General features: G+C 69.4%; 12 protein-coding genes and 1 pseudogene. 7 read left to right on the top strand and 6 right to left on the bottom strand.

The window, feature by feature from the left end; genetic code table 11:
- The 3 genes and pseudogenes from gatB to ACLFOB_RS10935 form a co-directional block, all read left to right on the top strand.
- A pseudogene (gene gatB, locus ACLFOB_RS10945) lies at positions 1–633 on the top strand (Asp-tRNA(Asn)/Glu-tRNA(Gln) amidotransferase GatCAB subunit B); the annotation flags it as partial.
- 104 nt (positions 634–737) lie between these two features.
- Positions 738–2261, top strand: a complete 1524-nt coding sequence (locus ACLFOB_RS10940; protein ID WP_410926090.1) for an ATP-dependent RecD-like DNA helicase — start codon at positions 738–740, stop codon at positions 2259–2261.
- Between the two features lie 20 nt (positions 2262–2281).
- Positions 2282–3016: an SDR family oxidoreductase gene (locus ACLFOB_RS10935; protein ID WP_410916703.1), complete on the top strand. Its 735-nt coding sequence runs from the start codon at positions 2282–2284 to the stop codon at positions 3014–3016.
- A 93-nt stretch (positions 3017–3109) separates the two neighbouring features.
- Here ACLFOB_RS10935 and ACLFOB_RS10930 read toward each other — a convergent pair whose 3' ends face one another.
- Positions 3110–4126, bottom strand: a complete 1017-nt coding sequence (locus ACLFOB_RS10930; RefSeq protein WP_410926089.1) for an NADP-dependent oxidoreductase — start codon at positions 4124–4126, stop codon at positions 3110–3112.
- A gap of 111 nt (positions 4127–4237) precedes the next feature.
- On the opposite strand from ACLFOB_RS10930, the gene ACLFOB_RS10925 reads away from it, so the two are divergent.
- From ACLFOB_RS10925 to guaD, 4 genes are read left to right on the top strand one after another with little or no spacing between them, the layout of a single operon-like run.
- Complete coding sequence (locus ACLFOB_RS10925; protein WP_410926088.1) at positions 4238–5869, top strand: long-chain-fatty-acid--CoA ligase; 1632 nt, start codon at positions 4238–4240, stop codon at positions 5867–5869.
- Positions 5859–6314 carry a MaoC family dehydratase gene (locus ACLFOB_RS10920; RefSeq protein WP_410926087.1) on the top strand — a complete coding sequence of 152 codons (456 nt, stop codon included), beginning with the start codon at positions 5859–5861 and terminating at the stop codon, positions 6312–6314. Before ACLFOB_RS10925 ends, ACLFOB_RS10920 begins: the two co-directional genes overlap by 11 nt.
- Positions 6315–6317: 3 nt before the next feature.
- Positions 6318–6716 carry a PaaI family thioesterase gene (locus tag ACLFOB_RS10915; RefSeq protein WP_410916707.1) on the top strand — a complete coding sequence of 133 codons (399 nt, stop codon included), beginning with the start codon at positions 6318–6320 and terminating at the stop codon, positions 6714–6716.
- Positions 6709–7998: a guanine deaminase gene (guaD, locus tag ACLFOB_RS10910; RefSeq protein WP_410926086.1), complete on the top strand. Its 1290-nt coding sequence runs from the start codon at positions 6709–6711 to the stop codon at positions 7996–7998. Before ACLFOB_RS10915 ends, guaD begins: the two co-directional genes overlap by 8 nt.
- 357 nt (positions 7999–8355) lie before the next feature.
- Here the strand turns inward: guaD and ACLFOB_RS10905 are convergent, their stop codons facing one another.
- The 5 genes from ACLFOB_RS10905 to ACLFOB_RS10885 form a co-directional block, all read right to left on the bottom strand.
- Positions 8356–9417, bottom strand: coding sequence for an ABC transporter ATP-binding protein (locus ACLFOB_RS10905; protein ID WP_410926085.1), 1062 nt, complete (start codon positions 9415–9417; stop codon positions 8356–8358).
- A gap of 4 nt (positions 9418–9421) precedes the next feature.
- Positions 9422–10270: a sn-glycerol-3-phosphate ABC transporter permease UgpE gene (gene ugpE / locus ACLFOB_RS10900; protein ID WP_410916180.1), complete on the bottom strand. Its 849-nt coding sequence runs from the start codon at positions 10268–10270 to the stop codon at positions 9422–9424.
- Positions 10270–11148 (bottom strand): sn-glycerol-3-phosphate ABC transporter permease UgpA, encoded by an 879-nt coding sequence (gene ugpA, locus ACLFOB_RS10895; RefSeq protein WP_410916181.1) that lies wholly within the window; start codon positions 11146–11148, stop codon positions 10270–10272. The genes ugpE and ugpA overlap by 1 nt, the downstream gene beginning before the upstream one ends.
- A 66-nt stretch (positions 11149–11214) precedes the next feature.
- Complete coding sequence (gene ugpB / locus ACLFOB_RS10890) at positions 11215–12534, bottom strand: sn-glycerol-3-phosphate ABC transporter substrate-binding protein UgpB (protein ID WP_410926084.1); 1320 nt, start codon at positions 12532–12534, stop codon at positions 11215–11217.
- 190 nt (positions 12535–12724) lie between these two features.
- The coding region (locus ACLFOB_RS10885; RefSeq protein ID WP_410926083.1) for an SH3 domain-containing protein at positions 12725–13141 on the bottom strand (417 nt) is incomplete at its 5' end.

Raw genomic sequence — 13141 nt, 5'->3', positions numbered from 1 at the left:
GAGGCGCACGACTACCGTTATTTCCCCGATCCCGACCTGCTGCCGCTGGAACTGGAACAGGGCTGGGTGGACGACATCGAGGCCAGCCTGCCGGAACTGCCCGACGCCAAGAAGGCGCGCTTCGTGGCGGACTACGGGCTGACCGAATACGACGCGGGCGTGCTGACTGCCGAGGTCGCCGCGGCCGACTACTTCGAGCAGGTGGCAGAGGGGCGCGACGGCAAGCAGGCCGCCAACTGGGTGGTCAACGAACTGTTCGGACGCCTCAAGAAGGACGACATCGACATCACCGAAAGCCCGATGAGCCCGGCGCAGCTCGGCGCCGTGATCGACCTGATCGCGAAGGGCGACATCTCCGGCAAGATCGCCAAGGAGCTCTTCGAGATCGTCTATGCCGAGGGCGGCGACCCGGCCGGGATCGTCGAAGCGCGCGGCATGCGCCAGGTCACCGACACCGGCGCCATCGAGGCCGAGGTCGACCGAATCATCGCCGAGAACCCGGCGCAGGTCGAAAAGGCGCGCGCCAACCCCAAGGTCTCCGGCTGGTTCGTGGGACAGGTGATGAAGGCCACGGGCGGCAAGGCCAACCCCAAGGCCGTGAACGACATCGTGGCGGCGAAGCTGGGGCTGTAGGCGGCAGCCGGCTTGTGCAAGAGGCGCGTCCGATGCGCTTGTCCCCGCGGCGCGCGCAGCGGCACTGACTGGCCGCTGCCGTCGCGGCCCGCTATGACCGCGCCATGACCCCGCCCGCGCTCCAGTTCTCCGAGGATCAGGCCGCCGCGCACGACCGGCTCTCGGCCTTCATGGCCGAGGCGGGCGTGGATATCGAGAACCGGACCCTTGCGCCGCCGCGGAAGGGCAAGGCCCGTCTGCTGGCCGTCACGGGCAAGGCCGGCTCTGGCAAGACGCTGCTGCTGGCAGAGCTATGCCGCGCGCTCACGGAAGCGGGGGTCGAGACCGTTTCGGGCGACTGGGAGGGCAAGCGCCGGCGCGACCGGCGCACGCTGGCGGTGCTCGCGCCAACGAACAAGGCGGCGAGCGTGCTGCGCCAGCGCGGCGTTACGGCCACCACGATTCACCGCATCCTCTACACCCCGGTTTACGACCCGCAGTACGAGAAGATCGCCGAATGGCTGGCCGGCACCGGCAAGCGCCCCGAGATCGAGGGCCTGACCGAGGAAGCCCTCGACCGCGCCGCGGCCTTCTACGCGCGCCATGCCTCGATCCCGGGCGCGCTGATGGCGGCGGGGCTCCGCGGATCGGATTTCATCACCGGCTGGAAGCGGCGCGAGGATCCGCTCGACATCGGGCTGGTGGACGAAGCCTCGATGCTCGACGCGCGGCAGCTCGAGGATCTGCATGAGATCTTCCCCAGCCTCGTGCTCTTCGGAGATCCCGCGCAGCTTGCCCCCGTGAACGCGCCGGGCGGCATGGTCTTCGACGCGCTGCCGGAGGACCGCAAGCTGCACCTCGCCCGCGTGCACCGCCAGGCGGCCGACAACCCGATCCTCGACCTTGCGCATGCGCTCGCGGACCCAGCCCTCGACTTCGAGGGATTCGAGGCGCTGGTGCGGCAGGCGGCGGCGCGCGACGAGCGCGTGATCTGGGGCGAGCGGGTCGAGGTGGACCTGATGGCGCGCAGCCCGGTGCTGGTCTGGCGCAACGCCACGCGCATCCGGCTGATCGACGCCTTTCGCCGCGTGCACGAGGCGCCCGAGGACGCGCTGCTGCCGGGCGAGCCGCTGATCTGCGACGGGATCGAACTGCCGCTCAAGCATCGGCAGAAGCGGCTGGATCTCGAGGCGCGCGGGCTCATCAAGGGCGCGCAGGTGATCTGGCTGGGTCCGGGAAAGAAGCCCGGCTTCTCGCGTCTGCACGTCGTGGGCGCCGAGGATCCGCGCGTCTCGGCCGCCTCGATCGTCAAGATCGAGAAACCCGGCGAGGAAGAGCCCTTCATTCCCTTCGCCGCGGGCATGGGCGCAACCTTTCTGCACGGCGCGGCGGTGACGATCCACAAGGCGCAAGGCTCGCAATGGGACACGGTGCAGGTCTTCGCCCCCGATCTCTTTGCCGCGGCGCGCGCGGGCCGGACGGAAGCGGGGCAGCCGCTGTGGAAGCGGCTGGCCTATGTCGCGATCACGCGCGCCGAGGGGCGGCTGATCTGGGTGGTGCGCAACCGGCTGTCGCGGCCCGGCGCGCCGCTCGACACCTCGGACCTGGCCACGCAGGCGGCGCCGCTGCGGCTGGAACCCGAGGCGTGACCTGACGGGAGGACAGGGGAATGAAGGCCGCGATCGTGACGGGGGCCAGTTCGGGCATCGGGGCGGCGGTCGCCCGGCGCCTGCTGGCCGAGGGCTGGACCGTGGGGCTGCTCGCCCGGCGCGAGGACCGGCTGCGCGAGGTGGCCGGCGGGCATCCCGCGGCGGTCATCCTGCCCGCGGACGTGACCGACGCGGGCACGGTCGACGAGAGCTTCGCGCGGTTCGAGGCCGAGGCCGGGCGGCTCGACCTGCTTTTCAACAACGCGGGCCTCTTCGGCACGGCCGGACCGCTCGACGAACTGTCGGTCGAGATGTGGCGCGCGGTCGTCGAGGTGAACCTGACCGGCATGTTCCTCTGCGCGCGCGCAGCCTTCGGCCAGATGCGGCGGCAGGATCCTCAGGGCGGACGGATCGTCATGAACGGCTCGGTCTCGGCGCAGGCACCGCGGCCGGGGGCGGCCGCCTATACCGCGACCAAGCATGCGGTCACCGGGCTCACGAAGCAGATCGCGCTTGATGGACGGGAGTTCGGCATCGCCTGCGGCCAGATCGATATCGGCAACGCGCGCACCGACCTGCTGGACGACCTCGCCCGCCGGCAGGCGGATGCCGATCCAGAGGCGCCACCGCTGCCGACGATGGATGTCGAGGACGCCGCGCGGGCCGTGCTGCACATGGCCTCGCTGCCGCCCGGGGCGAACGTGCTGCAGATGACGGTGATGGCGACCAACATGCCGCTGGTGGGGCGCGGCTGAGCGGGCGGCAAGGGGGGCTGTCTGCCCCCCTCGGCGGCTTTGCCGCCTCACCCCCCGAGGGTATTTCGGGCAAGAGGAAGGACGGGTGCGCCGTCAGGCCAGCCTGACCAGCGTCTTGCCGGTGTTGCCGCCCGCGAGCATCTTCAGGAAGGCGTCGGGCGCGTTTTCCAGCCCCTCGGTGACGTCTTCGAGGTAGCGGATCTCGCCTGCGGCGACCTTGGGGGCAACCTCGGTCAGGAAATCGCCGATCCGGTCCCAGTGGTCGGTGACGATGAAGCCGCGCACGGCGAGGCGCCTGACGAGGACGGACCGCCAGAGCATCGGCAGGCGGTCCGGGCCGCCCTCGTCGCCCGAATACCAGGCGATCGTGCCGCAGAGGGGGATGCGGCCGAAGTCGTTCATCAGCGGGATCGCGGCCTCCAGCACCTTGCCGCCCACGTTCTCGAAGTAGATGTCGATGCCGTCGGGCGCCGCGGCGGCCAGCGCCTTGCGCAGGCTGCGCGCGTCCGGATAGGCGCGGTGATCGAGGCAGGCGTCGAAGCCGAAGGTCTCTGTCGCAAGGCGGCATTTCTCTTCGCCGCCGGCGATGCCCACGGTGCGCAGGCCCAGCGCCTTCGCCACTTGCCCCACCATGCTGCCCACGGGGCCCGTGGCGGCGGCGACGGCAAGCGTCTCGCCGGGTTGCGGCCGGCCGTGTTCCATCAGCCCGACCCAGCCGGTGAAGCCGGGCATGCCAAGGACGCCCAGCGCGGTGGCGGGCGGCAGCCGCGCGTCGAGCTTGCGCAACTCGCGCGCGGGCGCGCAGCCGTGGTCGGCCCAGCCGAAGCTGCCCAGCACCAGGTCGCCCTCGGCAAGGCCCTCGGCGCGCGAGGCGATCACCTCGCCCACGCCCTGGCCTGTCATCGTCTCGCCGATCCCGACGGGCGCGGCGTAGGAGGGCCCCGCGCTCATCCGTCCGCGCATGTAGGGGTCGAGCGAGAGCCAGCGCACGCGCACCAGCGCCTCGCCCTGGGCGGGCTCGGGCAGCGGGGTCTCTTCCAGGCGGAAGTTCTCGGGTCCCGGCTCCGCCTCGGGGCGGCTGGCCAGCACGATGCGGCGCATGGATGTCATCGGGCGCTCCTTCGCGATTTCGGCTCTTGGCAAACCTGCGCGAGCCTAGGCACAGTCCCTGGAAACGACAACAGCCCCCGCGGGAGGGGGCGCAAGGGAGGAGCGCCGCCAATGCAAGGCATGATGATGCACCGGCCGCTGGCCATCATCGACATCCTGAAGTTCGCCGCCGAAAGCCACCGCACCGGCGAGATCGTCTCGCGCCGGGTGGAGGGCGATCTGCACCGCTACACCTATCCGCAGGCCTACGCCCGCGCCGCGCAGCTTGCGCATGGGCTGAAGGCGCTGGGCGTGGGCGAGGGCGACCGGGTGGCGACGCTGGCCTGGAACGGCTATCGCCACTTCGAGCTTTACTACGCCGTCTCTGGGATGGGCGCGGTCTGTCACACGATCAACCCGCGCCTGCCGGCGGAACAGCTGGCCTATATCGCGCATCATGCCGAGGACCGGCTGCTGTTTCTCGACCTGACCTTCGTGCCACTGGTCGAGAAGATCGCGGGCGACCTGCCAAAGGGCCTGCGCTATGTCGTGATGACAGACCGCGCGCACATGCCCGAGAGCGCGCTGGAGCTGCTGTGCTACGAGGACCTCCTGGAGGGGCAGCCGGAGGATCACGACTGGCCCGAGTTGGACGAAAACGCGGCCGCCGCGCTCTGCTACACCTCCGGCACAACGGGCAACCCGAAGGGCGCGCTCTATTCCCATCGCTCCACGGTGCTGCACGCCTTTTCCGTGGCGGTGGCGCTGGGCGATGCCCTGCGGGAGGGGCGGCGTGTCCTGCCGGTGGTGCCGCTTTTCCACGTCAATGCCTGGGGGCTGCCCTATGCCGCGCCGCTCACCGGCGCGAGCCAGATCTTTCCCGGCCCCGCGCTCGACGGCGCATCGCTCTTCGACCTGATGGAGGCGGAGGGCGTCCATTCCGCCTGGGGGGTGCCCACCGTCTGGCTGGGGCTGCAGGCAGAGATCCGAAAGCGCGGGCGCAATCCGGAGGGCTTCGGGCATGTCGTGGTCGGCGGCTCGGCCGCGCCGCGCGCGATGATCGAGAGCTTCGAGAAGAGCGGGGTCACAGTCTGCCACGCCTGGGGCATGACCGAGATGAGTCCGGTGGGCACGCAGGGCCACCTGCCCGAGGCGCTGAGGTCCCTGCCCTTCGAGCGGCAGATGGACATCAAGCAGAAGCAGGGCCGCCGCCTGTTCGGCGTCGACCTCAAGATCGTGGACGAGGAGGGCCGGCGCCAGCCGCACGACGGCGTCTCGCGCGGGGAGCTTTACGTTCGGGGCAACGCGATAATCTCGGGCTATTTCGCCAACGCGGCGGCGACCGAGGCGGCGATGGACGCAGAGGGCTGGTTCGGCACGGGCGACATCGCCACCATCGACCCCGACGGCTTTCTCTGCATTCAGGACCGGGCAAAGGACCTGATCAAGTCGGGCGGCGAATGGATCAGCTCGATCGACCTGGAGAACGTGGTGATGAGCCACCCGGACGTGGCCGGTTGCGCGGTGATCGCCATCCCGCACCCGAAGTGGGACGAGCGCCCGCTGCTGGTCGTCGTGCCGGAAGAGGGCAGGCGCCCGCCAAAGGACGAGCTCGACGCGCTGCTGCTGGAGCATTTCGCGCGCTGGCAGTTGCCGGACGCGGTGGAATACATGGACGCGCTGCCGCTGACGGCCACCGGCAAGGTCTCGAAGCTCACGCTGCGCGACCGCTTCCGCGACTACGTGCTGCCCGATGCCGGCTGATCCGCTGGAGGCGCTGCTGCAGCGGGCGGGGCAGGAGATCGGGGTCTCCGGCTGGCAGGACGTGGACCAGACGCGCATCGACGCCTTCGCCGCGACCACGGGCGATCACGCCTGGGCGCATGTGGACCCCCTGCGCGCCGCGGCCGGCCCCTTCGGCGGCACGGTGGCGCACGGGCTGCTGACCCTGTCGCTCCTGCCCGCGATGCTCTATGAGATCGTTCCCGACATGGGGCCCTGGATGGGCGTGAACTACGGCTTCGACCGCGTGCGCTTCGTGGCGCCGGTGCCGCAGGGCGCGCGACTGCGCGGGCGCTTCACGCTGCTGAGGGCCGAACGGGAAGGCGAGGACAGGCTGGCGATGGACTGGAACGTGACGGTGGAAATCGAAGGGGGCGCGCGCCCCGCGGCGGTGGCGGTCTGGCTCAACCGCTTTCTCAGGGCCTGAGCGATGGACCGGCGTTTTGTCGAAGAGCCGTATCCCTTCCAGTCCCATCTGGGCTTCAACCTGACCGAGTGGCGCGAGGGCTTCGCGCGCTTCGAACAGCCGACCCTGGAGCATCTGGGCAACCGTCACGGCAACCTGCATGGCGGCGTGCATGCCACGCTGCTCGACACCGCGATGGGCTATGCCGGCTGCTGGACGGGCGACCCCGACCGGCGGCAGATGGCGCTCACGCTGTCGCTGACGGTGAACTATCTTGGCCGCTCCGAAGGGCAGCGCATGATCGCCGAGGCGCGGCTGACGGGCGGCGGGCGGCGCAGCTTTTTCGCTGAAGGCGAGGTACGGGACGAGGACGGCGTCGTTCTGGCCACGGGCAGCGGCGTCTTCCGTTACCGCGATGGCTGAGCGGCTGCTGCGCGGACGGCTGCTGAGCTTCCGGCGCCGGCCCGAGGGGCCGGAGGATACCGCAGCCTTCGACTATATCGAGGACGGCGCGCTGCTGCTGAGGGGCGGGAAGATCGCGGCGCGCGGCACTTTTGCGGATGTGCGGCATCAGGCACCCGAGGCTCCGGTGACGGACCACAGGCCACACCTGATCCTGCCCGGCTTCATCGACCCGCACATCCACTTCCCCCAGCTTCAGGTCGTGGCTTCCTGGGGCACCGAGCTGCTGGACTGGCTGGAAACCTACACCTTCCCGGCGGAGGCCGCCTATGCCGATCCCGCCCACGCGCAGGCGATGGCCGATCCCTTCCTCGACCGCCTGGTCGAACACGGGACCACCACGGCCGCGGTCTATTGCTCGTCGCACGCCTGCTCGGCCGAGGCGCTTTTCGCGGCGGCGGAGCGGCGGGGCATGCGCCTGATCGCGGGCAAGGTGATGATGGACCGCAACTGCCCCGAGGGGGTGCGGGACACGGCGCAGGCGTCCCACGACGAGTCGAAGGCGCTGATCGCGCGGTGGCACGGGCGCGGCCGGCTGGGCTATGCCATTTCGCCGCGCTTCTCGGTGACCTCCACCGCCGCGCAGCTGGAGGCGGCCGGCGCGCTCGCCGCCGAGCATCCGGACTGCCACCGCCAGACGCATATCTCGGAGAACCATGCCGAGATCGCCACGGTAAAGCGGCTCTTTCCAGACGCGCGCGACTATCTCGATACCTACGAGCGCGCGGGACTGCTGGGGCCGCAACTGCTGCTCGGTCACTGCCTGCACCTGGAGCCGCGCGAGATCGCGCGGATCGCCGAGACAGGTGCGCGCGCCGTATTCTGCCCCACCTCCAACCTCTTTCTGGGCTCGGGTCTCTTCGACCGCGCGGGACTGGAGGGCGCGGGTATCGTGACGGCCGTGGCGACCGACATCGGCGGCGGCACAAGCTGGTCGATGCTCGACACGCTGGCCGAGGGGTACAAGGCGCTCGCGCTGCGTGGCGAGCGACTGCACCCTTTCGAGGCGTTCCACTGGGCCACGCGCGGCAATGCCGAGGCGCTGGGGCTGGCGGACCGGGTCGGAACGCTCGACGAGGGCACCGAGGCCGACCTCGTGGTGCTGGACCCCTTTGCAACCCCCGCCATGCGACTGCGGATGGACCGCGCGAAGACGCTGGCCGAGGAGCTTTTCGTCCTGCAGGTGATGGGCGGGCGGGATGCCGTTGCGGCAACCTATCTCGCGGGCACCCCGGTGACCTGACCGGCACGCCGGGACGAAGAATTTTCGATCGAAAATTCTTCGTCCCGGTCACACCGCACCGGCAGGCGATTTTTCGATCGAAAAATCGTCTATTCGCACCGTGTCGCCACACCACCGGCATCCCGAGCGGCCCGCGTCAGGCCCAGCCGCCGAAGCGCACCCCGCCAGCGGGCCGCAGGCGAGGCAACCAGTCGAGGAGCATGGGCAGCGCCGCCCCGGCGATCGGCGAGCGGACCCCCCCCCCGGCGCCCGCGCAGAAATGCGGCCGCGCGCCGGAGGCGGGCGAGCGCGCGGCGTCGCGCGTGACGTCGAAGCTGTCGGGGTCGGTCCAGGCGCGCGCCCCCTGCCCGTCCAGCCTCAGCCGCCGGCGGCCACCAGTTCCGCACTGGGGCGCAGCGCCTGTCCCGCGCCGTCGAAGGCGCGCAGCGCGCCCTCTTCCACCGCCACCGTGATCTCCTGCCCCTCGGCCACGCGCGCGGTGCCGTGCAGGCGCAGGATCAGCGGCGCATCGTGCCCGTCGGCCACCAGATGCACCAGCATGTCCGCCCCCAGCGCCTCGATCAGGCCCACGCGCCCTGAAAGCCCCTCTTGCGCGAGCGTCAGCGCCTCGGGCCGCACGCCGAGCCAGGCGGTGCCCTGCGGCAGCCGCGCGCCCTGCGCCAGCGACCGGGCGGCGGGGCTGTCGGCGGGCAGCAGGTTCATCGGCGGCGTGCCGATGAATTCGGCGACGAAGCGGCTGGCGGGCCGGTCGTAAAGCTCCATCGGCGTGCCGATCTGCTCGATCCGGCCGCGGTTCATCAGCACGATCCGGTCGGCCAGCGACATCGCCTCCACCTGGTCGTGGGTGACGTAGATGAAGGTCGAGCGCAGGCGCCGGTGCAGCGCCTTGATCTCGGCCCGCAGCTCGGCGCGCAGCTTGGCGTCGAGGTTCGAGAGCGGCTCGTCGAAGAGGAACGCCTTGGGGTCGCGCACGATGGCGCGGCCCATGGCCACGCGTTGGCGCTGCCCGCCCGACAGCTGGCGCGGCTTGCGGTCGAGATATTCGCCCAGCTGCAGGATGCGCGCGGCCTCTGCGATGCGGCGCTCGATCTCGTCCTTCGGCTTGCCCTGGTTCTTGAGGCCGTAGGACATGTTGGCGCGCACGCTCATGTGCGGGTAGAGCGCGTAGTTCTGGAACACCATGGCGATGTCGCGTTCGCCCGGCTCCAGCCGGTTGACCATCGCTCCGCCGATCCGCACCTCGCCCTCGCTCACCGCCTCGAGCCCCGCGATCATCCGCAGGATCGTGGACTTGCCGCAGCCGGACGGTCCCACCAGCACGATGAATTCGCCGTCGGCAATGGTCAGGTCCACGCCTTCGACGGCGCGCACGCCGCCCTGGTAGGTCTTGCCGAGGCCCCTGAGGTCTACTGTCGCCATTCTCTCACTTCTCGCTTTCGACAAGGCCCTTCACGAAGAGCTTCTGCATTGCCAGCACCACCACCACCGGCGGGATCAGTGCAAGGATCGCGGTGCCCATGATGTAGTGCCAGACCGGCAGTTGCTCGCCCGAGTTGGCCATGCGCTGGATTCCCATGACCACGGTGTAGAGCCGCTCTTCCGTGGTCACGATCAGCGGCCAGAGATACTGGTTCCAGCCGTAGATGAAGAGGATGATGAAGAGCGCCGCAATGTTCGTGCGCGAGAGCGGCAGCAGGATGTCGCGGAAGAACCGCACCGGCCCGGCCCCGTCGATGCGCGCGGCCTCCACCAGCTCGTCCGGGATCGTCATGAAGAACTGGCGAAAGAGGAAGGTGGCCGTGGCCGAGGCGATCAGCGGAATGATGAGCCCGTGGTAGCTGTTGAGCATGTCGAGCCGCGTGATCACGTCGAAGGTGGGCAGGATGCGCACCTCGACCGGCAGCATGAGCGTGATGAAGATCATCCAGAAGAAGCCCATGCGGAACGGGAAGCGGAAGTAGACGATGGCATAGGCCGCGATGAGGGAGATGGCGATCTTTCCGATGGTGATGCCCAGCGCCATGATCAGGCTGTTGAGCATCATCAGCCCCACCGGCACGCCGCCCGCTTCCGGCAGCCCCGCGGTGAGCAGGTCGCGGTAATTCTGCCAGCCCTGATCGCCGAACCACAGCGGGATCGGCGGCCGCGACAGGGCGCCGGGGCCATGGGTGGAGGCCACCAGCGCCATCCAGACCGGGAAGCACAGGAACACCACCCCCGCGATCAGCACGGCATGGGTGAGAAAGGTGGAAACGGGGCGGTTCTCGACCATCAGTAATTCACCCTGCGTTCGACATAACGGAACTGCACCACCGTCAGCGCGATGACCAGCGCCATGAGAATGACGGACTGCGCGGCGGAGCTGCCATAGTCCTGCCCCACGAATCCCGTCTGGTAGACCCGGAGCACCAGGATCGAGGTGGCATTGCCCGGCCCTCCCTCGGTCGTGGCGTGGATCAGGCTGAAGGTATCGAAGAAGGCATAGACGAGGTTGATGACCAGCAGGAAGAAGGTGGTGGGCGACAGGAGCGGAAAGGTGATCGTCCAGAACCGCCGCCAGGGCCCTGCCCGGTCGATCGCCGCGGCCTCCAGCATCGACTTCGGGATCGACTGCAGCCCGGCGAGGAAGAACAGGAAGTTGTAGCTGATCTGCTTCCAGGCCGCGGCGATGGTGACCATCAGGAGCGCCTGGTTCCCGTTCTGGTAGTGGTTCCACTCGTAGCCCGCGAGATCAAGCCAGTAGGCCACGATCCCGAGCGACGGGTTCATCAGGAAGAACCAGATCACGCCGGCCAGCGCCGGCGCCACGGCATAGGGCCAGATGATGAAGGTCCGGTAGGTGAGCGCGGCCTGCAGCACCCGGTTCGCCGCCACCGCCAGCACCAGCGCGATGGACATGGCAAGCGCGGTCACGCCCAGCCCGAAGAACAGGGTGGTGCGGAAGCTGCGAAGATAGCCCGCGTCGTTGAAGAGGCGGACGTAGTTCTCGAAGGCCACGAATTCGCGCGCGAAGCCGAAGGCGTCCTCGACGAAGAACGAGCCCTCGATGGCGCGCAGCGCGGGCCAGAAGAAGAAGACCAGCGTGATCGCGATCTGCGGCGCGAGCAGCGCATAGGGCAGCCATTTGGAGCGGAAGACGACGCGCTTCATGCAGGGTCCGGGCAAAGGGGCGCCCGACCCCCGCGGCGGGGGGCCGGGCCACTCGGGTTAGGTGAATCAGCTGTTCGACTGTTCGAAGCGGCGCAGCAATTCGTTGCCGCGCTCGACCGCGGCGTCAAGCGCCTCCTCCGCGGTCTTTTCGCCCGACCAGACCTCTTCGAGCTCCTCGTTGATCACGTCGCGGATCTGCACGAAGTTGCCGAAGCGCAGGCCGCGGCTGTTCTCGGTGGGCTCGTTCAGCGTGAGCTGGGTGATCGCCACGTCGGTGCCCGGGTTCTCCTCGAAGAAGCCGCGCTCTTCCATCAGCTCGGCCGCGGCCAGCGTGATCGGCACGTAGCCGGTGGCCTGCGCCCAGTCTGCCTGCTGCTCGGTGCCCGACAGGAAGTCGAGGAATTGCGCGGTGCAGGCGTATTCGGCATCGTCCTCGTGACCCTGCAGGACCCACAGCGTCGCACCGCCGATGATCGAGTTCTGCGGTTCGTCGGCCACCGAGGTGTCGAGCGGCATCTCGACCTGCGTGAATTCGAAGTCCTCGATGTCCGCCACGAAACCGCCGTAGTAGGCCGACGAGTTGATCCACATCGCCGCCTCGCCGTTCACGAACTGCGGGCGCGAATCGCCGCGGCGGCCGCCGTAGGAGAACAGGCCGTCTTCGGCCATGTCGGCGAGGCGCTGGATGTGGTTCACCACATGCTCGTTGTCGATGGTCAGCTCGGTGCCGAGGCCGGCGAAGCCGTTCTGCTCGGTGCCGATCGGCAGGTCGTGCCAGGCCGAGAAGTTCTCGATCATGGTCCAGCTCTGCCAGCCCATGCCGAAGGGAGAGGGCACGCCGGCCTCCTTCAGGACGCGCGACGCCTCGACCACGCCGTCCCAGGTGGTGGGCACTTCGAGGTCGTTCTCCTCGAAAAGGTCGAGGTTCACCCACATCACCGGCGTCGAGGAGTTGAACGGCAGCGACAGCAGGTTGCCGTCGGTGTCCGAGTAGTAGGAGATCACGCCGGGCAGGTAGTCGGCCTCGTCGAAGGCGATGCCCTGATCTTCCATCAGCTGGTGGACCGGATAGACCGCGCCGCGGTCGGCGGCCGACATCATGGTGGCGGTGCCCACCTCGAAGACCTGCACGATGTGCGGCTGCTCGCCCGCGCGGAAGGCGGCGATCGCCTGCGTCATCGTCTCGGTGTAGTTGCCCTTGTAGATCGAGTTCACCTGGCAGGCGTCCTGCGTCGCGTTGAACTCGGTTGCGAAGGCATCGGTGCGCTCGCCCAGCTGGCCGCCCATCGCGTGCCAGAAGTTCACCTCGGTCCGGTCCTGCGCGAGCGCAGGCGTGATGGCGGTGCTGCCCAGCAGGGCCGCCGCGAGAATGGTCTTGGTCTGCATGTCTGGTCTCCCCTGTGCCCGCGGCGCAGCGCGCCGTGCGGGCGTGTCCGGTTCCGGGACGGCGCGCCGCATCCGCGCTCCCTGTGGCGTGCCGTAGTAGCGTTTCATGACAGTTGGATGAACGTTCCATGACGGCAAAGCGAAAGCTGGCGAACAGGACCGCGCGTCAACCGCGCAAATCCGGCGCGGATCAGTCGCGCAGTTCCCCCGGCGCAACGCCCCAGAGCCCGGTCCCGCGCGCCCAGCCGCGATGGCCTCCGGCGGTCAGCCTGCACCACTCCGCCCGGCAGGCGCCCAGCCGCGCGACCACCCCTGCCTGCAAGAGCGCCGTGGCCGGCGCACGCTCGGCCGGGCGCGCGCGCAGCGGCAGGTTGTCCTCTTCCACGATCACGGTCCGCACACCTGAGAGCAGCGAATAGTGCACCCAGCCGCCCGCGCCCTCGCGGTCCTGCACCCGCCGCCAGTGTCCGTGCTCTGCGGTGATGCGCAGCGGCATGTCGCGCCGCACGAAGACCCAGTCGATCCGGTGCGTGAGCGACGGGCCGCGCCGCGCGTTCGCCTCGGACGCCTTGAGCGAAACGAAACGCGGCAGCGGCAGGTTGGTCAC

It is taken from the genome of Rhodosalinus sp. (assembly GCF_046542825.1).
GTDB lineage: Bacteria > Pseudomonadota > Alphaproteobacteria > Rhodobacterales > Rhodobacteraceae > Rhodosalinus.
This window is presented reverse-complemented; position numbering and strand designations above follow the sequence as displayed.